We start from the raw sequence: 21,380 nt of genomic DNA, 5'->3' as shown, positions 1-21,380 counted from the left end.
GGAAAGATGAGAGGCCGAACGATCAAGCTCTCGGCATCGCGACGCCTTGTCGGAGATCTGATGAGATTCTCGATCGGGGTGCCGCGTGTGACGGTCCAGCGACAAATGAACCTTCGGCCCCTCCTGGATGCCAGAGACGGAGCGGATGCCCGGCCGTCCTGGACGGTGCTTTTCTTGAAGGGATACGCCCTGCTCTCTCAAGAAATTCCTGAATTGCGGCGTGCTTATATCAAGTTTCCGTGGCCACAGCTCTATGAATATCCGGCCAGCGTGGCCTCTATTGCCCATGAGCGCGAGCATGACGGAGAGCGGGTCGTTCTGCTGAGCACCATCAAAGGTCCCGAGCAACGCTCAATCACCGAGCTGGAGACGCTGATCCGTGCGGCGAGGTCACTTCCGGTTCTGGAGATCAAGGAGTTTCGGCGCTCCCTGAAGCTTGCTCGCGCACCTGCCCCTGTGAGGTGGCTGCTCATGTGGCTCGGACTCAATATAGGACGGAAGCGAGCGCGCTATTTCGGCACCTTCCAACTGTCTGTCTATTCGGGTCTCGGAGCGGAGTCTCTCAACCCCCTCAGTCCGTTGACCACACTTTTCAACTACGGCCCGATCGGCGAGGATGGATCGGTTACTGTCCGCATTCACTACGACCATAGGGTTATGGATGGAGCGAATGTGGCACGGGCATTGGAACGATTCGAAAGGATCTTGAACGGCGAGGTCACCGACGAAGTAAAAGGCCTCGTCCAGAGGGGAGCCGCGACCATCATAACGTCGGTAGGACCATCGAAGTGACCCCGCACAACGAGTTCCGTTCGGCTGTCGTCGTGGTTGGCGGTTCCCGCGGCATTGGACGAGCAATCGCAAAGGTTGCGGCACGCGAACACAATGTCGTCGTGCTCGTCGCGCGTTCGCCGGAAGGCCTCGCCGCTGCGGCGGCCGACGTACAGCAGGCCGGTGGTGAGCCCTTCACATTGGAGTTGGATCTCTTCGCAGCCGATGCGTCGGCGCGTCTTGAGGCTTTTCTAATCGCCAACGATTTGGTCTGCGGCGTCTTGGTCAACAGTGCCGGCTATGGTCTGCGAGGCGCAGCAACGTTACTCCCCGTCAAAGATCAGATGGGGATTATCGATGTCAATATACGCGCCCTGACCGACATGACCCTTCGCTTCCTGCCTGGAATGCTGGCGCGCGGACGTGGCGGCGTGATCAATCTCGGCTCCATAGCGGGTCTCGTTCCCGGGCCGTACATGGCATTGTATTACGCAAGCAAGGGTTTTGTGCGCTCTTTTTCGGACGCGCTCCATCAGGAAGTGCGCCGTTTTGGCGTTACCGTGACATGTGTGGCGCCAGGACCGGTATCCACCGAATTCCTTGAAAAGGCCGGCGCGAACCGGGCGGCTCTCTTCAAGATATTGCCCAAGCTGGACGCTGAATATGTCGCTGAGCGGGCCTGGAGCGGTTTCAACTCCGGCCGTCGCCGCGTCGTTCCCGGTATTTCAGCCAAGTTGTTTACTCTTGTCGCCGCATTCTTGCCGACCGCAGTTATTCTCCCCCTGATCGGTCGCCTGCAGCGCAGGAGCAAAGATCCATGTCCTTGCGGTTCAGGGAAAAACCTTAAGGAATGTTGCGGTAGCCGCTCCCCGGTACGGAGCAACCTGCAGAAATAGTGGCTGTCGACGAGGGTGAAGCCGACCGATGATGCCGGCCACGCAGAGATCCTAATCCGCCGTATGATCTTCCTCGCGATTGCCGGGCTATAAACGCAAAAAGCACGCTGGATAGCAGTCTGAAGCCGCGACGAGTGTCGCGGCTTTTTTGTTTGCACGGCAGATGGCTCAGACTTCCTCGCGGCCCGACAGCCGGATGCAGACCAGTGAGATCACGGCAGAGGCGGCAAGGTAGTAGCCGACATAGTCCAGGCTGTAATGGGTGGCGAGCCAGGTGGCGATATAAGGGGCGAGCGAAGCGCCGAAGATGCCGCCGAGGTTGAAGGTCATCGAGGCGCCGGTATAGCGCACCATGGTCGGGAAGGGAGCGGCAAGGGCAGCGCCGATCGGACCATAGGTGAAGCCCATCAAGGCGAGGCCGATGATCGAGCACAGGAAAGCGCCTGTGAGACCGCTCGTCAACAGCGTCGCGTAGAAGAAGCCGAAGATCACGATGGCAATCGTCGTCAGCGTCAGGATGAGGCGGCGCGAGTAGAGGTCGGAGAGCCAGCCGGAGAGTGGGATCGTCAGGCCGAAGAAGACGACGCCGACAAGCTGGACGACCAGGAACTGCTCTCTCGTATAACCGAGCCCGCCCTTTTCCAAGGGTGTCGTGCCCCAGGAGAGCGTGAAGACTGTCATCAGGTAGAACAGCACGAAGGTCGCCACAGCAATGAAGGTGCCGAGGATCAGGCTGCGCAGATGACCGCGGAAGACCACCTCGATCGGCACGGCGACGCGCTCGTGCTTTTCGACGGCTTTGCGGAATTCAGGCGTCTCGGCGATCTTCAGGCGGACATAGAGGCCGACGGCGACGAGGGCGAGGCTGGCGATGAAGGGAATGCGCCATCCATAGTCGAGGAAATCCTCGTTGCTCATCGTTTCCGCCAGGATGAGGAAGAAGCCGGAGGAGAGGATGAAGCCGATCGGCGCGCCGAGCTGCGGGAACATGGCGTACCAGCTGCGCTTGCCGGGAGGAGCGTTTTCGGTGGCAAGCAGGACGGCGCCGCCCCATTCGCCGCCGAGGCCGAGGCCCTGACCGAACCGGCAAAGCGCCAGCAACAGCGGCGCGGCGATGCCGATCGCATCATAGCCCGGCAGCATGCCGATCAGGACCGTCGAAAGCCCCATCGTCATCAACGCAGCGACGAGTGTCGCCTTGCGGCCGATGCGATCGCCGAAATGACCGAAGACCACGGCGCCGATGGGGCGGGCGAAGAAGGCGATCGAGAAGGTGACGAGCGACTGCAGCGTTGCGGCGTTCGAATCGCTTGCCGGGAAGAAAAGATGCGGGAAGATGAGGACGGCTGCCGTCGCGTAGACGTAGAAGTCGAAGAATTCGATGGTAGTGCCGACAAGGCTGGCGATGAGGACGCGAGCCGGGGAATTGACTTGCGCGCTGTTCGAGGCGGTAGTCGGCGATGCGGAGATCGCGTCTGTCATTTTCATTCCAATCAGTATTTTTATGGAGTGCCTTGGGAGGCTGGCGGGTCTTAACGCAATTTCAGGTCTGAGAAAACGTCTCCTCGCGCCGCACGCACCGCATCTCCACCCGTTTCTCGATCCTTGCGTGAAGCTTGCCGCGGCAATGTCCGCGCGCTTGACCGGAATCGAATTGTAACGGATTGATTTAAACTCTTGGTTGAGGTTAAGGGGGCGAGCATGCAAAAGAGTCTAGTTGCGGAGTTTCTCGGCACGTTCTGGCTGGTCTTCGGCGGATGCGGCAGCGCCGTGCTGGCGGCGGCCTATCCCGAGCTTGGGATCGGTTTTGTCGGCGTGGCCTTTGCGTTCGGTCTGACAGTGCTCACCATGGCCTATGCCGTGGGCGGCATTTCCGGCGGTCATTTCAATCCCGCCGTCTCGCTTGGCCTAACTGTTGCCGGACGGTTTCCCGCGGCGCGCCTCGTTCCCTATGTCGTCGCGCAGGTTGTCGGCGCCATCGCCGCGGCGGCGCTGCTTTATCTCATCGCCAGCGGCAAGGCGGGTTTCGAACTCGGCGGCTTTGCCGCCAACGGATATGGCGATCATTCTCCAGGCGGTTATTCACTGCTTTCGGCGCTGCTGATCGAAGTGCTGCTGACCATGTTCTTCCTGATCATCATCCTGGGATCGACCAGCAGTCGGGTGCCTGCCGGCTTCGCGCCGCTTGCGATCGGCCTCGGACTGACGCTGATCCATCTCGTTTCTATCCCCGTGACGAACACCTCGGTCAATCCGGCGCGTTCCACCGGCCAGGCGCTTTTCGTCGGCGGCTGGGCGCTGCAGCAGCTCTGGCTGTTCTGGATTGCGCCACTTGCGGGTGGGGCGCTCGGCGGACTCGTCTGGAAATTCCTCGACGACGCCGACTGACTGCAGGATATCGAACTATCCCATTGAGCCCGCGCGGTTTTTCCGCGCGGGCTTTTCTGTTTCTACGGATCGGTGGGCACCTTCGCTCCGACACTCCCGAAGACGCGAAGGTTAAAAAATCATGGGCGCGGCAAGACGGAGTTAACGAAAGTAAACACTTCATTAACCATAATGATGCTCTAATGCACCCAGGTCGGACAAAGGCCTGAAACGGCGCAGACAGCTTCGCGCAAGCGTCGATTTCGAAAATGAAAGTTATTTTTGGGGGTGTTGATGAGTCGCAAGCATGTCGCTGTCCTGATGGGCGGATTTTCCTCGGAAAGGCCCGTCAGCCTTTCCTCGGGAAAGGCTTGCGCAGAAGCCCTCGAAGCGGAAGGCTTCGACGTGACGCGCATCGACGTCGCGCGAGACGTTTCCGAGAAACTTGCCGCGCTGAAACCCGATGTCGTCTTCAATGCGCTTCACGGCCCGTTCGGCGAGGACGGCACAATTCAGGGCATCCTCGAATATCTCGAAATCCCCTATACGCATTCGGGCGTGCTTGCCTCGGCGCTGGCGATGGACAAGGCCAAGGCGAAGCGTGTCGCCGCTGCTGCCGGCATTCCGGTCGCCGAATCGCAGGTGGTCAACCGTTTCGCCTTTCCCTCGACGCATCCGATGAAGCCGCCCTATGTGGTGAAACCCGTCCGCGAGGGGTCGAGCTTCGGCGTCGTCATCGTCACGGAAGATCAGGCGCATCCGCCGCAGATCGTCAGCTCGCCCGAGTGGCGTTACGGCGAGGAGGTGATCGTCGAGCGCTATGTTTACGGTCGCGAACTCACCTGCGGTGTCATGGGCGAAACTGCGCTCGGTGTCACGGAAGTGGTGCCGCAGGGACACAATTTTTATGATTACGACTCCAAGTATGCGGCAGGCGGTTCAAAACACGTCATCCCCGCGAAAATTTCACCGAATATTTACCAAAAAATACAAACATTGTCCCTAAGGGCGCATCAGGCAATCGGTTGTCGCGGCGTCAGTCGGTCCGACTTTCGTTACGACGATCGTTTCTCCGAAGACGGCGAAATCATCTGGCTGGAGGTCAATACCCAGCCAGGTATGACCCCAACCTCGCTCGTGCCCGAAATGGCCGGTCATGCCGGCTATTCGTTTGGTCAGTTTCTCCGGTGGATGGTGGAGGACGCGTCTTGTTTGCGTTGACGGTCAAGAGGATAGGGCGCCCCAGCCATCATGCCGTGCTTCCGATCATGGAAGCCGAAGAGCGGTTCGTGCTGCCGCGTCCGCTGCGCCGGGTCACGCGCTTCCTGATCAGCCTCTGCAGCGGCCGCATCCATATTCCCGTTCATACGGGCACGGTCTCGGCGCTTGCCTTCCTGGCTGCGACGGGGTTTTACGGAATGTCGCTTGGCGGCCACACGGAAGCCGTCGCGCAGGCGACGACGACGGCCGCGGGTTTTGCGATCGAGGACGTCAAAGTCTCCGGCAATTCGGAGACCTCTGAAATCGAGATCCTGCAGCTGATCGGCCTTGATGGCACGACCTCGCTGGTCGCCCTCGACGTCGATGCCGCCCGCCGGAAGATCGCGCATCTTCCCTGGGTCGAAAATGTCGAGGTGCGCAAGATTTATCCGAAAACGATCGAGGTGAAGCTCAAGGAGCGCCAGGCCTATGCGATCTGGCAGCACGGGCAGGAGCTTTCCCTGATCGAGAAGAACGGCAGTGTCATTGCGCCGCTGCGCGACAACAAGTTTTCGGCGCTGCCGCTCGTCGTCGGCCGCGATGCCGAAACGGCGGCGGCTTCGCTCGACGATGCCTTCTCGAAGTGGCCCGACGTGAAGGCCCGCGTGAAGGCCTATGTCTGGATATCAGGCCGTCGCTGGGACCTGCACATGGACAATGGTGTCGTCGTCAAGCTGCCGGAAGATGGTATCGACCAGGCACTGGCGACGCTTTCGAAGTTCGACAAGGAGCACCAGCTCCTGGAGCGGGACATTGCCGCAGTCGATCTCAGACTGTCCGACAGAACCGCGATCCAGCTGACGCCGGAGGCGGCGGTCCGCAGGCAGACGGCAGTGACGGAGCGTACGAAAGAATTGAAGAAGGCGGGGCAGAATATATGAGCTTGTTCGGTTCATCCCATTTCGGATTGCCGCGCCTGAAGCCGCTTTCGTCGAAGCGGTCGCATGTCGTTTCGGTGCTCGACATCGGCTCGACCAAGGTCGTCTGCATGATCGGCCGGCTGACGCCGCGCGAGGAAAGCCAGATCCTGCCGGGCCGCACGCACAATATCGAGATCATCGGCATCGGCCACCAGCGTTCCCGCGGCATCAAGACCGGCGTCATCGCCGATCTCGACGCGCTGGAAGGCGTCATTCGCCTTGCCGTCGACGCGGCGGAGCGCATGGCGGGATTGACCGTTGAGAGCCTGATCGTCAACCTGACGGCTGGCCGGCTCGGCAGCGACATCTACACTGCGACGATCGATCTCGGCGGCCAGGAAGTCGAGCTCAACGATCTGAAGAAAGTGCTGTCGGCCGCCTGCCAGCAGTCGCTGCGCCAGGACCGTTCGGTGCTGCATTCGCTGGCGACCGGCTTCTCGCTCGACGGCGAGCGCGGTATCCGCGATCCGCTGGCGATGTATGGCGATGCGCTCGGCGTCGACATGCATGTGGTGACGGCGGAGCGCTCGGCGCTGAAGAACCTCGAACTCAGCGTCAATCGTGCGCATCTGTCGGTCGAGGGTATCGTCGCGACGCCTTATGCATCGGGTCTTGCGGCTCTCGTCGACGACGAGGTCGAACTCGGCTGCGCGGCGATCGACATGGGCGGCGGTACGACGACGATTTCGGTCTTTGCCGAAGGCAAGCTCGTTCATACGGACGCCGTCGGCCTCGGCGGCCATCACGTCACCACCGACCTGGCGCGCGGTCTTTCGACCCGCATCGAGGATGCGGAGCGGCTGAAGGTCGTGCATGCCTCGGCACTTTCGAATTCCTCCGACGAGCGCGAGCTGATCTCGATCCCGCCGATCGGCGAGGACGATCGCGACCAGCCGTCGCAAGTGCCGCGGGCGCTAGTTTCGCGCATCGTATCGGCCCGAATCGAAGAGACGATGGAACTGATCCGCGACCGTATCCAGCGCTCCGGTTTCAGCCCGATCGTGGGCAAGCGTGTCGTGCTGACCGGCGGGGCGAGCCAGTTGACCGGCCTTGCCGACGTGGCGCGGCGCATCCTTGCCCGCAACGTCCGCATCGGCCGTCCGATGGGCGTCTCGGGGCTGCCGACGGCTGCCAAGGGTCCGGCCTTTTCGACGGCCGTCGGCCTGATGATTTATCCGCAGGTCGCGGACATGGAGACACATGCGTCACAGAGCGGTCTGCTCATGTCGCTTGGGGGAAATAACAGCCGCATAGCTCGCATGGGCCAGTGGCTGAAGGAAAGTTTTTGAAATTGAGTAATTGGCCGGCGTGGCGATGCGGCCAGAGAGAGAAGGAACAGGTACCATGACCATCAAGCTGCAAAAGCCTGACATCACAGAGCTGAAGCCGCGCATCACCGTGTTCGGCGTTGGCGGCGGTGGCGGCAATGCCGTCAACAACATGATCACCGCCGGCCTCCAGGGCGTCGACTTCGTCGTCGCCAACACGGATGCGCAGGCGCTGACGATGACGAAGGCTGAGCGCATCATCCAGCTCGGCGTCAATGTCACCGAAGGCCTCGGTGCCGGCTCGCAGCCGGAAGTCGGTCGCGCGGCCGCCGAGGAGTGCATCGACGAGATCGTCGATCACCTGAACGGCACGCATATGTGTTTCGTCACCGCCGGCATGGGCGGCGGCACCGGCACGGGCGCTGCGCCCGTTGTCGCGCAGGCGGCCCGCAACAAGGGCATCCTGACGGTCGGCGTCGTCACCAAGCCGTTCCATTTCGAAGGCGGGCGCCGCATGCGTTTGGCCGAGATGGGCATCCAGGAACTGCAGAAGTCTGTCGATACGCTGATCGTCATTCCGAACCAGAACCTCTTCCGCATTGCCAACGACAAGACGACCTTCGCCGATGCCTTCGCTATGGCCGACCAGGTTCTCTATTCGGGCGTTGCCTGCATCACCGACCTGATGGTCAAGGAAGGCCTGATCAACCTCGACTTCGCCGACGTCCGCTCGGTGATGCGCGAAATGGGCCGCGCGATGATGGGCACCGGCGAAGCCTCCGGCTCCGGCCGCGCGCTGCAGGCCGCAGAGGCTGCGATCGCCAATCCGCTGCTTGACGAAACCTCGATGAAGGGCGCTCAGGGCCTGCTGATCTCCATCACCGGCGGTCGCGACCTCACCCTCTTCGAAGTCGACGAAGCCGCGACCCGCATCCGCGAGGAAGTCGATCCGGACGCCAACATCATCCTCGGCGCCACCTTCGACGAATCGCTCGAGGGCATCATCCGCGTCTCGGTCGTCGCAACCGGCATCGACCGGGCGATGAACGAAGCCGCCGAGCGGAACCTCCAGCCGGCAGCAAGGCCCGCTATCCGTCCCTCCGCGGCTGTTGCTCCGGCAGCGGCCGCAGTTCAGCCTGCCCCCGTGATGCAGGCACCGAAGGCCATGGATCCGATCGCGCAGACCATCCGCGAAGCCGAGATGGAACGCGAGCTCGAAATTCCGGCCCCGCGTGCTGCCGCACCGCTGCAGCAGCCGGCTCCACAGCAGGAGACCTTCCGTCCGCAGAGCAAGATCTTCGCGCCTGCACCGGAAGCTCCGGCAATGCGTCCGGCATCGGTTCAGCAGCAGGCTCCGGCGCCCGTCATGAGCCAGCCGGTCATAAGCCAGCCGGTTCAGCAGCAGCCGGTCCGGCAGGAGCCGACCATCCGCCAGGCGCCCGAACCGATGCGCATGCCGAAGGTCGAGGATTTCCCGCCGGTCGTCCAGGCCGAACTCGACCACCGCACGCAGCCGGCCTCCGCGCATGCGGCAGAGGAGCGCGGTCCGATGGGCCTGCTCAAGCGAATCACCAATTCGCTTGGCCGCCGTGACGACGACGCCGTTGCCGCCGATATGACCGCCGCACCGCCGGCCGCTTCGCAGCAGCGCCGTCCGCTGTCGCCGGAGGCAAGCCTCTACGCACCGCGTCGCGGCAACCTCGACGACCAGGGCCGGGCAGTTCCGCAGGCCCGGATGATGCAGGAAGACGACCAGCTGGAGATCCCGGCATTCCTGCGTCGCCAGTCGAACTGAGTGCGTGCTTCGGCACCGTTCATGCCCGGGATCAAGGTCCCGGGCATTGCTGTTTTTCAGCCTATGATTCGCAAGCGATTTCAATCGTCTGACTTCGTAACAAAGCGAAAGAAACAGTGATTTGGATTGGAGCGCCGGCGCACGTAAGTATGGGGCAAGAAAACTGCCCTAGGAGGCTTTCAACAGCTCCTTCTGCAGAATGAACGATGACCGTGCCGATCGGGCAGACCGCCGGTACGGAAGAATAAAAGGCAGAATTTATGGCAATTGGCTTGCTGGGTTTTCAAACGACGGTATCGCGTCCCGTGACGCTTTCGGGCATCGGAGTGCATTCGGGCGCAGAAGTCTCGATCACCCTGAACCCGGCCGAATCGGACACCGGCGTCGTTTTCCAGCGCCTGCATGACAATGGCGACATCACCGAACTCAAGGCCGTCTCCTCGCAGGTCGGCAATACTGACCTCTGCACTGTCCTCGGCTTCTCGCCGGCCCATTCGGTCGCGACGATCGAGCATGTCATGGCCGCCGTCTATGCGCTTGGCCTCGACAATGTGGTGATCGAGGTGCAGGGCTCCGAAATGCCGATCATGGACGGCAGCTCGCTGCCTTTCGTCGAGGCGATCGAGCAGGTCGGTCTCGTCTCGCTCGGCGTCAAGCGCCGTTATATCCGTATCACCAAGCCGGTGCGCATCGAGCATGGCGGCTCCTGGAGTGAATTCCGTCCCTATGACGGTACGCGCTTCGAAGTCGAGATCGATTTCGACTGCCCGCTGATCGGCCGGCAGAAGTGGGCCGGTGACATGACCGCCGCCGTCTTCAAGGCCGAGCTTTCCCGCGCCCGCACCTTCGGTTTCATGCGCGATGTCGAGCGTCTCTGGGCGTCGGGCCACGCGCTCGGCTCCTCGCTTGAAAATTCCGTCGTCATCTCGGACGACAACACCGTCATCAACGTCGAAGGGCTGCGTTACGCCAAGGATGAATTCGTCCGCCACAAGACGCTCGATGCCGTCGGCGATCTCTCGCTTGCCGGCGTCCAGTTCATCGGCTGCTACCGTTCCTATCGCGGCGGTCACAAGATGAATGCCAATGCGCTGAAGGCGCTGCTCGCCGATCCCTCCGCCTACGAGGTTGTGGAGACGTCGACGCCGCGCCAGCGCGTTGCTGCCCGCGAACTGATTGCAGTCAGCGCTTCGGAATTCGCTCCCTGGTCGGCATGACCTCCAGCATATTCTCAAGACCAGGCCGCCTCTTTCCCGGAGGCGGTTTTTTTATGTCCGGCCGTGTCTGCGGCAATAGACCGATGCTTGGCCGCCACAGGTCGGGAAGAAGTTGAAAAGCCGATCATTCTGCGGCTGTTGCCACAAAAATGCGTTAATGCCTTATCATTGCGTTGCTCTTGATGCACATTTGTGGCTAGAAACGCCAGCGAGGCGTGGCTGCCGTGGAGAGAGCGGCAGCAGTGGGGTTCTTTCGAATGGGTTATGCAGGATCTGAAGGTATGATGAAGACAGCGCGCGCTTTGTTCGCATCGCTTCTGGTGCTCAGCGCAGGCGCCTCGATCTCCGGTTGCCAGTCGGATCCCGATATCGACATCACCAAGCTCGGTCTCGAAACCGATCCGCCTGACGTGCTCTACACCCAGGGCCTTGCCAATATGAAGGCCGGCAACATGGCGGAAGCGGCGCGCAAGTTCGACGCGATCGACCGCGAAAACCCGTTCTCCGAATGGGCGCGCAAGGCGCTTGTGATGAGCACCTTCGTCAAATACCGGCAGGGCCGTTTGGACGATGCGCTTGCTTCGGGCAACCGCTACATGTCGCAATATCCGAAGTCCCAGGATGCTGCCTATGTGCAGTATCTCATCGGTCTCACCTATTCCAAGCAGATCGTCGACGTGACGCAGGACCAGCGCGCCTCGGCCAAGACGATCGAGGCGATGCAGGCCGTCATCGACAACTATCCGAACTCCGAATATGTCGACGATGCACAGGCCAAGATCCGCTTCTCGCGCGATCAGCTCGCCGGCAAGGAAATGCAGATCGGCCGCTACTACATGGAGCGGAAGGAATATCTCGCCGCGATCTCGCGCTTCCGCATCGTCGTCGAGAAATATCCGAATACGAACCAGATCGAAGAGGCCTTAGCGCGTCTCGTCGAAGCTTATTACGCCATGGGCATCGTCGACGAGGCGCAGACAGCCGCTGCCGTTCTCGGTCACAATTATCCCGACAGCCAGTGGTATGCTGATTCCTACAAGCTGCTGCAGAGCGGCGGTGCCGAGCCGCGTGAAAACAAGGGCTCGTGGATCGCCGCAGCGGGCAAGAAACTTCTTCTCGGTTCCTGAGGCCAATGCTGATCCAGCTTTCGATCCGCGATATCGTCCTGATCGAGCGGCTGGATCTTGCCTTCGAGACCGGCCTCTCCGTGCTGACGGGCGAGACCGGGGCGGGTAAATCCATCCTGCTCGACAGCCTGTCGCTGGCGCTCGGTGGGCGCGGCGACGGCGACCTAGTGCGCCATGGCGAGGACAAAGGCCAGGTGACGGCGGTGTTCGACGTCGGCATGGAACACGGCGCCCGCACACTCCTGCGCGAAAACGGCATCGATGACGAGGGCGACCTGATTTTCCGCCGCCAGCAATCGGCGGACGGGCGCACCAAGGCCTATGTCAACGACCAGCCGGTCAGCGTGCAGTTGATGCGCCAGGCCGGTCAGTTGCTAGTCGAAATCCACGGACAGCACGACGATCGCGCCCTTGTCGACACCAATGCCCATCGCACCCTGCTTGATGCTTTCGCCGGCCTCACCGACGAGGTTTCGGAGGTTTCCCGGCTCTATCGCCTGTGGCGCGACAGCGAGCGGATGCTGAAGAAGCATAGGGAGAAGGTTGAAAGTGCTGCGCGCGAAGCCGACTACCTGCGCTCTTCGGTCGAGGAGCTCGAGAAGCTCTCGCCGCAGGATGGCGAGGAGGAAGAGCTCGCCGATCGCCGGCAGAAGATGATGAAGGCCGAGCGAATCGCCGGCGATATCGCCGAGGCGTCCGAATTCCTGAACGGCAATGCCTCGCCGGTGCCCCATATCGCCTCGCTGGTGCGCCGGCTGGAGCGTAAGAGCCACGAGGCGCCGGGACTGCTCGAAGACACCGTGATGCTGCTCGATGCCGCGCTCGATCAGCTTTCCAACGCGCAGATGGAAGTCGAGGCGGCACTCCGCAAGACTGAATACGATCCGAGAGAGCTGGAGCGGGTGGAGGAGCGGCTTTTCGCGCTCAGGGCCGCCTCGCGCAAATATTCCGTGCCCGTCACCGAACTGCCAGCGCTTGCCTTGCGCATGATCGCCGATCTTGCCGATCTCGACGCTGGCGAGGAGCGGCTTGCGCGGCTCGAAGCCGAGGTTGGCCTGGCGCGGGAAAATTACGATGCGGCGGCGCGCTCGCTGTCCGACAAGCGACATCATGCCGGCACCGCACTGGCTGCGGCTGTCATGGCCGAGCTGCCGGCGCTGAAGCTCGAACGCGCCCGTTTCATGGTCGAGATCAGCACGGATGCGGGGGAGGCGCTGGCCGAAGGCATCGACGTCGTCGAATTCCATGTCCAGACCAATCCAGGCACGCGTCCAGGCTCGATCATGAAGGTCGCCTCGGGCGGCGAACTCTCGCGTTTCCTGCTGGCACTGAAGGTGGCGCTCGCCGATCGCGGATCGGCTCCGACGCTGGTCTTCGACGAAATCGATACCGGCGTCGGCGGTGCGGTGGCCGATGCGATCGGCCAGCGGCTGAAGCGGCTGTCTGAGCGGGTGCAGGTGCTATCGGTTACGCATGCGCCGCAGGTCGCGGCACGGGCGGCGACGCATCTCTTGATCTCCAAGGGGCCGGCGGCCGACGGTTCGGAAAAGATCGCCACCCGCGTCGCGACGATGGCGCCGAAGGACCGCACCGAGGAGATTGCCCGTATGTTGGCAGGGGCTTCGGTGACCGAGGAAGCGAGAGCGGCGGCGAAGCGGCTGCTGGCCGGCAACGGCTGACTTTTCTTCCGATGCTCTTTCCGCCCGGGCCGGCGGGATGACAATCACCGCGCATCGCGATATGCGCTGAAGCTTCCCGATCGGCGGTGAGCTCAAGTCATGCGACTTTTCCATTTCAGCGACGATCCCGGTATCGTAGCGTTCGAACCGCGCCCGGTTCGCATTCCCTCCGCCCGCGCGCCCGGCCGGGAATGGCTGAACGGTCCGCTCGTCTGGGCAATCGATGCCGATCATGACTTTATGTATCTCTTTCCGCGTGACTGCCCCCGCATCCTGCTATGGGCGAAACCCGAGACGCTGGAGACGGAGCGGCGGCGCTGGCTCGGCGAGTGGCGGGCTGCGGCCTTTATCGAGCGCCAGTGGATGGAAAGGCTCTCGGCAGAGACGATCCATCGTTATGAAATGCCGACTGAGGGCTTCGAGAATCTGGATGATGCGGGCATGTGGGTAGCCCGCAGACGCGTCATTCCCATGGAGAGGACCACCATCTTACGGCTCGATCAAGAGTTTGCGCCGCGCGGGGTGGAGCTTCGGGTGGTCGATAGCCTGCGGCCGTTGAAGAACCTCTGGAGCACCAGCCTGCATGTCAGCGGGATCCGGTTGCGCAATGCCAGGGATTGGGAATAGGCCGGGTAGACCGATCTTCCTTTCGAAGGACCGCGGCCTCTCTTTTCATCCGGCAATTTTGCTCTAAAAACAATCCAGATTTTCTGACCAGATTCTCTGGAGTGATGTTCCATGTCCACCGAAGGTTCCGCCGTCGACACGTTGACGATCGAAGAGGCTGCCGCCGAGCTTGAACGGCTGGCAAAGGAGATTGCGCATCATGATGCGCTCTACCACGGCAAGGACCAGCCGGAGATTTCGGATGCCGATTACGACGCGCTGAAGCGCCGCAATGATGCGCTGGAAGTGCGGTTTCCCGAGTTGATCCGCGAAGACAGCCCATCGCGCCATGTCGGTGCAGCGCCCTCCGTCACTTTCTCGCCCGTCATCCACGCGCGGCCGATGCTGTCGCTCGACAACACTTTCTCGCAGGAGGACGTGCAGGATTTCGTCGCCGGCGTCTATCGCTTCCTTGGCCGGCTGCCTGACCAGTCGATCGCCTTTACCGCCGAGCCGAAGATCGACGGTCTCTCGATGTCGATCCGTTACGAGAATGGCAGGCTGGTGACAGCTGCGACGCGTGGCGACGGCACGACGGGGGAGAATGTTACCGCCAACATCCGGACCATCGCCGAGATCCCCAGCGAGCTGCCGAAAGGCGTGCCCGCGGTCGTGGAGATCCGCGGTGAAGTCTATATGGCCAAGAGCGATTTCCTGGCGCTGAACCGGCAGATGGAGGCGGAGGGCAAGCAGACCTATGTCAATCCGCGCAACACCGCGGCCGGATCGCTGCGCCAACTCGACGCCAAGGTGACGGCGAGCCGCAAGCTGAAATTCTTCGCTTATGCCTGGGGCGAGATGTCGGAGATGCCCGCCGACACGCAATTTGCCATGGTGCAGACCTTCAAGGCCTGGGGTTTTCCGGTCAATCCGCTGATGAAGCGGTTGAACTCGGTCGCCGACATCCTGGCGCATTATGACGAGATCGGCCTCGAGCGTCCGGATCTCGACTACGACATCGACGGCGTCGTCTATAAGGTCGACAGTCTCGAGCTGCAGGCTCGTCTCGGCTTCCGCTCGCGTTCGCCGCGCTGGGCGACGGCGCACAAGTTTCCGGCGGAGCAGGCCTTCACCGAGGTCGAGAAGGTCGAGATCCAGGTCGGCCGCACCGGGGCGCTGACGCCGGTGGCGCGGCTGAAGCCGATCACGGTTGGCGGCGTCGTCGTCACCAATGCCACGCTGCACAACGAGGATTACATCAAGGGCATCGGCAATAGCGGCGAACGCATCCGGCCGGAGGAACACGATATCCGTGAAGGCGATACCGTCATCGTCCAGCGCGCCGGCGACGTCATTCCGCAGATCCTCGATGTGGTGATGGAAAAACGCGCGGCCGACGCCCGGCCATACGAATTCCCGAAGACATGCCCGGTCTGCGGTTCGCATGCCGTGCGCGAGGTCAACGAGAAGACCGGCAAGATGGATTCGGTGCGCCGCTGCACCGGTGGCTTCATCTGCCGGGCGCAGGCGACGGAGCATTTGAAGCACTTCGTTTCGCGCAACGCTTTCGATATTGAAGGGCTCGGTTCGAAGCAGATCGACTTCTTCTTCGAAAACGAGGACGCGTCGCTGCAGATCCGCACCGCGCCCGATATCTTCACGCTGGAGAAGCGTCAGCAGCAATCGCTGACCAAGCTGGAGAATATTGATGGTTTCGGCAAGGTCAGCGTCGGCAAGCTATATGCGGCGATCAATGAACGGCGCAGCATCGCGCTCCACCGCTTCATCTACGCGCTCGGCATCCGTCATGTCGGCGAGACTACGGCGAAGCTGCTGGCGCGCTCCTATGGCACCTATGCCGCCTTTGAGACGGGGATGCGGGAAGCCGAGACGCTTGCCGGCGACGCATGGAACGATCTCAACGCCATCGAGGGTATCGGCGAGGTCGTGGCGCGGGCTATCGTCGAATTCTACAAGGAGCCGCGCAATGTCGAGGTGATCACCCGGCTTATCGAGGAGGTGACGCCCGAGGAGGCCGAGCAGCCGGTGACGGCAGGCAGCCCGGTCGCCGGCAAGACCGTGGTTTTCACCGGCTCGCTGGAAAAATTCACCCGCGACGAGGCGAAGGCGAGGGCGGAAAGCCTCGGCGCCAAGGTGGCGGGATCGGTCTCCAAGAAGACCGACATCGTCGTCGCCGGCCCAGGTGCTGGCTCCAAGCTCGACAAGGCACGCGAGCTTGGCGTGCAGACGATGGACGAGGACGAATGGCTGGCACTGATCAGCGGGTGAGGGGCTGACGGCAAGCCGCCAGCCCGTTTTCTCATAGCCTGAGCCGCGCCATCGTATAGGCGTCGACATACTCCCCTGATCGAAAGCCGAAAGCCCTTAGCAGGCCTTCCTGTTCGAAGCCGAATTTCCGGTAGAGGCCGATCGCGACATCGTTGTCGGTATAGACGGTCAGTTCCAGCCGTTTGATATCGAGCCAGTCGTCGGCGGCGTCGACCATCGCGCCGAGCAGGATCCGTCCGAAGCCGCGGCCGGTGAAATCGTCATGTACACCCATGCCGATACTGGCGACGTGCTGCCGGCGGCCGGAGAGGCGGTTGAGGCCACCATTGCCGACAATCTTGCCATCTTTGGTGACGACGAGGTTGAGCGCGTCCGGCGACGGGTTTTCCATGTGTTTGCGAACCTCCTCGACCCGCTGGTAGGGCGGCCTCAAGGTGCTGGCCCTGTAGCCCGGCAGATTTATGAGATCCGTGATCTCCTCCGCATCGGACAGGCGGACGGCGCGCACAAGGACGCCATCCGGCAGGCGCGCTCGGCTGCGAGGTTCATTCTCTTCGTTTTCGGACATTCATGCTCTCCATCGGTGTCGGGAGGAGAGCCGGTTTCCGAAAACCCTGCTCGCCTCGGCAGGGTTTTCGGGATGATGATCGGATCGCTGCTAACGCGCCATCGCTCCCGCGTACCCTTCAAGGGTCGTGGTGTGATGGATAAGCGCTGCCATGGTCACGGAACCGATCATGGCAACAAGTTTCGATATGCGCGTTAAAAAGTCAACCATGCGTCGTGTCGAATTTGCGCGGCCGGAAGCGGGGCGGTATTCCTGTTCCTGAAGAAACGATTCGGGTTGCTGATTTGAAGACCATCGCGATTGACTTCGAGACGGCGAACGAACAACGCGGCAGCGCCTGTTCCGTCGGCCTTGCCTGGATCGAGGAGGGCAGGGTGACGCGCGTCGAGGAGCGGCTGATCCGGCCGCGGGACATGCGCTTTTCCGGGATGAACATCGCAATCCATGGCATCAGGCCGGAGCATGTCGAGGACGCGCCCGAGTTTCCCGAGGTGATGGACGAGTTCGAGGAAGATTTTCGCGGCGCGACGATGATCGCGCACAATGCCGCCTTCGATTTCAGCGTCTGGCGGGCGAGCCTCGATCTCTACCGGCAATCCTATCCGGAGCTTACCTATCTCTGCAGCCTGAAGATGGCGCAGCGGATCTGGCCACATTTCCTCTCGCACCGGCTGAACCTGATCGCCGAGCATCTCGGCCTGCGTTTCGTGCACCACAACGCGGCCGAGGATGCTGTGGTCTGCGCGGCCGCAGCGATCGAGATGGCGAAAGCGGTCAAGGCCAACGCCGTTCACGCGATACCGGCGCTGATCGGCATGAGGCCCGGCCGGCTGACGGCGCAGGCCTACGAGCCCTGCACCTGCCGGAAAGGCTGATCCCTTCCGCGAGCCCATTTCTTGCAAAGCATGGGTGCATGCTTATCTAAAATGCGGATTATTCAGGGAGCCGCCATGTCCAGACTGCGCAATCTTCTCCTCGCCGCCTTTTCTTTCGCCGCCCTGTCCGCAGGTGCTGCCTCAGCCGAAGTCGTCGGCAAGGTCGGGGTCGACTGGATCGGCAACGACATCATTGTCGAGGCGGTCTCCGACCCGGAGGTCAAGGGCATCACCTGTCACGTCACCTATTTCGATCGCAGCCTGATCGACCGGTTCAAGAACGGCAACTGGTTCGAGGACCCGTCCAATAATTCCATCGCCTGCCGGCAGACCGGGCCGATCGAGATCGGTAATATCGACCTGTCCAAGGATGGCAGCGAGGTGTTCCGCCAGGGCATGTCGCTGATCTGGAAGACGCTGGTCGTCAACCGCATCTACGACAAGACGAACGACACGCTGATCTATCTCGCCCATTCGCGCGAACTGACCGACGGTTCGGCGAAGATGTCGATCTCGACCATTCCGCTCTATGGGCAGAACGTTGTCTGGAAGAATGGGAAGCCGCAATAGGCCTTCTGCGATGAGATTTTGGAAAGAGCACCGCCTCCCTTTTTTGCTCATTCCAAAATCAAAAAGGCCCGGACGAGCCGGGCCTTCGAATTCCAGATATGGATAGCCCTCAGGCCGCCTGGGTCAGTTCGTCGGCAATGACCGTGTCGAGGTTCAAGAAGCAGACCATGGTCTTTTCGAGCGCGACGATGCCGCGGCAGAAGGCGCGCTGAGCTTCCGGGATGATTTCCGGCGGTGGCTGCAGGTCTTCGCTCTTGATGGTCATCATGTCGGAAACCTGCTCCACCAGCAGGCCGACCAGCTTGCCGGCGATGTCGGTGACGATGATCGCCGAGCGCTCGGAGGGCTCGGTCATCTTCATGCCGAGGCGGCAGGCCATGTCGATGACGGGGATCACCGCACCGCGCAGGTTGATGAGACCCAGCACATAAGGCGGGGTGTGCGGCATCGGCGTCACCGGTGCCCAGCCGCGGATTTCGCGGATGGCCATGATGTCGATGCAGAATTCCTGGTCGCCCAGGTGGAACGAAACGATTTCGAGATAGGCGCCCGACTGCTTGATGGCGTTGTTGTTCATGGTCAGAATTCTTCCCAGTTGTCCCCGACGGGAGAAGCGATGACTTTGGCGGCAGTGCCGCCGTTGAATGCGACCGCGACTTTACCGATCAGGCTGCGCGCGGGTGATGGTCTCGAATGCGAGGCGGCAGGTCCCTCTCGCGGCGTTTGCCGGGCGCTCATGCCCTCGCCGGTCTTGAACTGCATGACCAGTTGCCTCAGGTTTTCCGCGTCGATGGCGAGCGTATGGCTTGCGGCGTTCGTCTGCGTGACCTGATCCATCTGGCTGATGGATGTATTGATTTCGTTCAGTCCCACGGATTGTTCGCGCGCAGAGGTTACGATTGATTTAACATGTTCATCGATGCGCAAAACATCCTCGCCGATCTGGCGAAGCGCTTCGTACCAGCCGACGCCGATCACTGTTCCGGAACCTGGAAACGCCGCGCCGTCGAGCGTCGAAAGCCGTTGGCTGACCGACAGGCTCTTGCGCGCCGCTGAGTTGGTCACGAAATACCCCTCCCGCAAACCGCTCGGATTCGTGTTTGTCTTCCCTCATGCGGAGTCCGGGGTTTTCGCCACGCGGCAGACATCATGTCAGAACGGCAGAAGAGCGCCGCACGCAATTGCTAATATAGATACAACGGCTTAAGCCTTTGCTAACGATATCTATCTCGAAACTGTTTGTTCGGCTGAGAAACACATCATCAAAATGTGTTGCTTTCAATTTTTAGCCGATCCGACCGGGGCACGGCTGGTCGTGTCCGGTGAGACAATCGATCGCGGGTTAGAAAACATATTGTTGAATTGCGCCCGTCCGGTCGAGACGATAATCACGCGGGGCAAGGGGCGGGCGGTACATATCCGCCTGGATCGAGGATCATGCCAATGAAGACATTCCGCATCGCCGTCTGGGTCGGTGTCCTGATACTGGCCGGGTTTCTCGGCGGGTTCACGTACTATCTCAACAGATCGGGGAATGTGGTGGCGGAGGCTCCCTTCGGCGTGCCCTTCACCCTGGTCTCCCAAAGCGGACAGCCGATCACCGAGCAGGCGCTGCGCGGCAAACCGACGGCGCTGTTTTTCGGCTTCACCCATTGCCCGGAAGTCTGCCCGACGACGCTTTTCGAGCTGAACGGCTGGATGGAGAAGGTCGATCCGAAGGGCGACAAGCTGCAGGCCTATTTCGTGACCGTCGATCCGGAGCGCGACACGCCCGAGATCATGAACGAATACGTCTCCAACGTTTCCAAGCGCATCACCGGCATTTCCGGCGCGCCTGACAAGATCGCCGAGGTCATCAAGGGGTTCCGCGTCTACGCCAAAAAGGTGCCGGTCGACGAGAAGGATCCGAATGGCGACTATACGATGGATCACACCGCCTCGGTCTTCCTGCTCGATTCGGCCGGGCGGTTTTCCGGAACAATCGCCTATGGCGAAAACCCGGACACGGCGGTAAAGAAGCTGGAGAATCTCGTCAACAAGGGGTGATGGTTTCAGCGTGATGGGGCGTTGGCTCGACCGATGGCGGGCAACGGAAACGGGAAAGACCGCCTATCGTGAGTGAAATCCGCCTTTACGTGACGACGACCGAAAGCAAGGCCGAAGAGATCCTCGACCTTCTGAGCGCGGTCTTCGGTGAAGAAGACTTTGCCATCGGCACCACCGAAATCGATGAGAAGAAGGATATCTGGGAAGCCTCGATCTATATGATGGCCGAGGACGAGGCGGAGGTGCATTCCCGCGTCGAGGACGCATTGAAGACCTCTTTCCCTGATGCCCGGCTGGAGCGGGAAGTCATCCCGGATGTCGACTGGGTGGTGAAATCGCTGGAGGGGCTGAAGCCCGTCAGGGCAGGGCGCTTCCTGGTGCATGGTTCGCATGACCGCGACAAAGTTCGCCCCGGCGACATCGCCATCGAGATCGATGCCGGCCAGGCCTTCGGTACAGGTCATCACGGCACGACGGCGGGCTGCCTCGAAGTGATCGATGCCGTGGTGCGCTCGCGCCCGGTCCGCAACGCACTCGATCTCGGCACCGGCAGCGGCGTGCTGGCGATTGCGGTGCGCAAGCTCAGGAACATACCAGTGCTTGCGACCGACATCGATCCGATCGCGACGAAGGTGGCGGCCGAAAACGTGCGCCGCAACGGCATCGCCTCGGGCATCGTCGCCAGGACCGCGCCGGGCTTTCATTCGACGGCCTTTTCCGAGCACGGTCCCTTCGATCTCATCATCGCCAACATTCTCGCCCGGCCGCTGATCCGCATGGCGCCGAAGCTTGCGACGCATCTTGCGCCTGGCGGATCGGTCATTCTCTCCGGCATCCTTGCCGGGCAGCGCTGGAAGGTGATTGCCGCCTGTAGCGGCGCGAGGCTTCGCCATGTCAGAACCATCTGGCGCAACGGCTGGGTGACCATCCACTTCGACCGACCCTGAGTTTTTTGGCGGGGCGAAGGCTTGTCCTGCACCGCACGCTTTATTTGAGGCGAGACGTCTCCTCCTCACCTCATTCCTGTGCCTGTCACAGGAATCCAGCCACCGCGCGTCTGCGCGGTGAATGACTCCGCGACCTTGAAGAGAGTTTCCCGCGCCCAAGGACTTGAGCGCACCGGATC

At 61.5% G+C, this 21,380-nt stretch carries 19 protein-coding genes and 1 pseudogene; 16 read left to right on the top strand and 4 right to left on the bottom strand.

What is annotated here, in order from left to right; translation table 11 throughout:
- Positions 1–6 precede the first annotated feature (6 nt).
- Together ELH03_RS14235 and ELH03_RS14230 are read left to right on the top strand one after the other, a co-directional pair.
- Complete coding sequence (locus tag ELH03_RS14235; protein WP_128411980.1) at positions 7–792, top strand: hypothetical protein; 786 nt, start codon at positions 7–9, stop codon at positions 790–792.
- The gene (locus tag ELH03_RS14230; protein ID WP_128400067.1) at positions 789–1,667 is read left to right on the top strand and encodes an SDR family NAD(P)-dependent oxidoreductase; all 879 of its coding nucleotides are present in this window, start codon (positions 789–791) and stop codon (positions 1,665–1,667) included. Before ELH03_RS14235 ends, ELH03_RS14230 begins: the two co-directional genes overlap by 4 nt.
- 168 nt (positions 1,668–1,835) lie before the next feature.
- Here the strand turns inward: ELH03_RS14230 and ELH03_RS14225 are convergent, their stop codons facing one another.
- Positions 1,836–3,149, bottom strand: coding sequence for an MFS transporter (locus tag ELH03_RS14225; protein WP_128411979.1), 1,314 nt, complete (start codon positions 3,147–3,149; stop codon positions 1,836–1,838).
- Positions 3,150–3,368: 219 nt separating this feature from the next.
- On the opposite strand from ELH03_RS14225, the gene aqpZ reads away from it, so the two are divergent.
- The 10 genes from aqpZ (at position 3,369) to ligA (ending at position 16,195) form a co-directional block, all read left to right on the top strand.
- On the top strand, positions 3,369–4,055 hold the full coding sequence (gene aqpZ / locus ELH03_RS14220) for an aquaporin Z (protein ID WP_028732837.1): 687 nt from the start codon (positions 3,369–3,371) through the stop codon (positions 4,053–4,055).
- A 273-nt stretch (positions 4,056–4,328) separates the two neighbouring features.
- Positions 4,329–5,255: a D-alanine--D-alanine ligase gene (locus ELH03_RS14215; protein ID WP_128411978.1), complete on the top strand. Its 927-nt coding sequence runs from the start codon at positions 4,329–4,331 to the stop codon at positions 5,253–5,255.
- Complete coding sequence (locus ELH03_RS14210; RefSeq protein ID WP_128400065.1) at positions 5,243–6,175, top strand: cell division protein FtsQ/DivIB; 933 nt, start codon at positions 5,243–5,245, stop codon at positions 6,173–6,175. The genes ELH03_RS14215 and ELH03_RS14210 overlap by 13 nt, the downstream gene beginning before the upstream one ends.
- Positions 6,172–7,503 carry a cell division protein FtsA gene (gene ftsA, locus ELH03_RS14205; protein WP_003561012.1) on the top strand — a complete coding sequence of 444 codons (1,332 nt, stop codon included), beginning with the start codon at positions 6,172–6,174 and terminating at the stop codon, positions 7,501–7,503. The genes ELH03_RS14210 and ftsA overlap by 4 nt, the downstream gene beginning before the upstream one ends.
- A 55-nt stretch (positions 7,504–7,558) precedes the next feature.
- Positions 7,559–9,277, top strand: a complete 1,719-nt coding sequence (gene ftsZ, locus ELH03_RS14200) for a cell division protein FtsZ (RefSeq protein ID WP_128400064.1) — start codon at positions 7,559–7,561, stop codon at positions 9,275–9,277.
- Between the two features lie 260 nt (positions 9,278–9,537).
- A complete protein-coding gene (gene lpxC, locus ELH03_RS14195) occupies positions 9,538–10,494 on the top strand; it encodes a UDP-3-O-acyl-N-acetylglucosamine deacetylase (RefSeq protein WP_128400063.1) in 957 nt (318 codons plus the stop codon).
- A gap of 257 nt (positions 10,495–10,751) precedes the next feature.
- Positions 10,752–11,621, top strand: a complete 870-nt coding sequence (locus tag ELH03_RS14190; protein ID WP_027683752.1) for an outer membrane protein assembly factor BamD — start codon at positions 10,752–10,754, stop codon at positions 11,619–11,621.
- A gap of 5 nt (positions 11,622–11,626) precedes the next feature.
- Positions 11,627–13,300 (top strand): DNA repair protein RecN, encoded by a 1,674-nt coding sequence (gene recN, locus ELH03_RS14185; RefSeq protein WP_130806691.1) that lies wholly within the window; start codon positions 11,627–11,629, stop codon positions 13,298–13,300.
- Between the two features lie 99 nt (positions 13,301–13,399).
- On the top strand, positions 13,400–13,927 hold the full coding sequence (locus ELH03_RS14180; protein ID WP_128411976.1) for a DUF6886 family protein: 528 nt from the start codon (positions 13,400–13,402) through the stop codon (positions 13,925–13,927).
- Between the two features lie 111 nt (positions 13,928–14,038).
- Positions 14,039–16,195, top strand: a complete 2,157-nt coding sequence (gene ligA / locus ELH03_RS14175) for an NAD-dependent DNA ligase LigA (RefSeq protein WP_130806689.1) — start codon at positions 14,039–14,041, stop codon at positions 16,193–16,195.
- A gap of 31 nt (positions 16,196–16,226) precedes the next feature.
- On the opposite strand, the gene ELH03_RS14170 is transcribed toward ligA, so the two are convergent.
- Positions 16,227–16,763, bottom strand: coding sequence for a GNAT family N-acetyltransferase (locus ELH03_RS14170; protein WP_128411012.1), 537 nt, complete (start codon positions 16,761–16,763; stop codon positions 16,227–16,229).
- A gap of 284 nt (positions 16,764–17,047) precedes the next feature.
- Between ELH03_RS14170 and ELH03_RS14165 the strand changes: the two genes are divergently transcribed.
- Together ELH03_RS14165 and ELH03_RS14160 are read left to right on the top strand one after the other, a co-directional pair.
- Positions 17,048–17,638 carry a 3'-5' exonuclease gene (locus tag ELH03_RS14165; RefSeq protein WP_128411011.1) on the top strand — a complete coding sequence of 197 codons (591 nt, stop codon included), beginning with the start codon at positions 17,048–17,050 and terminating at the stop codon, positions 17,636–17,638.
- Positions 17,639–17,713: 75 nt separating this feature from the next.
- Positions 17,714–18,208: a CreA family protein gene (locus ELH03_RS14160; RefSeq protein ID WP_128411010.1), complete on the top strand. Its 495-nt coding sequence runs from the start codon at positions 17,714–17,716 to the stop codon at positions 18,206–18,208.
- Positions 18,209–18,317: 109 nt separating this feature from the next.
- Here the strand turns inward: ELH03_RS14160 and ELH03_RS14155 are convergent, their stop codons facing one another.
- Together ELH03_RS14155 and ELH03_RS14150 are read right to left on the bottom strand one after the other, a co-directional pair.
- Positions 18,318–18,785: a chemotaxis protein CheW gene (locus ELH03_RS14155; protein ID WP_017965084.1), complete on the bottom strand. Its 468-nt coding sequence runs from the start codon at positions 18,783–18,785 to the stop codon at positions 18,318–18,320.
- A 2-nt stretch (positions 18,786–18,787) separates the two neighbouring features.
- Positions 18,788–19,165, bottom strand: a pseudogene (locus ELH03_RS14150) (methyl-accepting chemotaxis protein); the annotation flags it as partial.
- Positions 19,166–19,651: 486 nt separating this feature from the next.
- Between ELH03_RS14150 and ELH03_RS14145 the strand changes: the two are divergent.
- Positions 19,652–20,254, top strand: a complete 603-nt coding sequence (locus ELH03_RS14145; RefSeq protein WP_128411008.1) for an SCO family protein — start codon at positions 19,652–19,654, stop codon at positions 20,252–20,254.
- Between the two features lie 68 nt (positions 20,255–20,322).
- Positions 20,323–21,201: a 50S ribosomal protein L11 methyltransferase gene (locus ELH03_RS14140; protein WP_130766431.1), complete on the top strand. Its 879-nt coding sequence runs from the start codon at positions 20,323–20,325 to the stop codon at positions 21,199–21,201.
- Positions 21,202–21,380 lie beyond the last annotated feature (179 nt).

The organism is Rhizobium beringeri (genome assembly GCF_004306515.1).
GTDB classification, from domain to species: Bacteria; Pseudomonadota; Alphaproteobacteria; order Rhizobiales; family Rhizobiaceae; genus Rhizobium; species Rhizobium beringeri.
The sequence above is the reverse complement of the archived record's forward strand: the minus strand, read 5'-3'. Positions and strand labels throughout refer to the sequence as shown.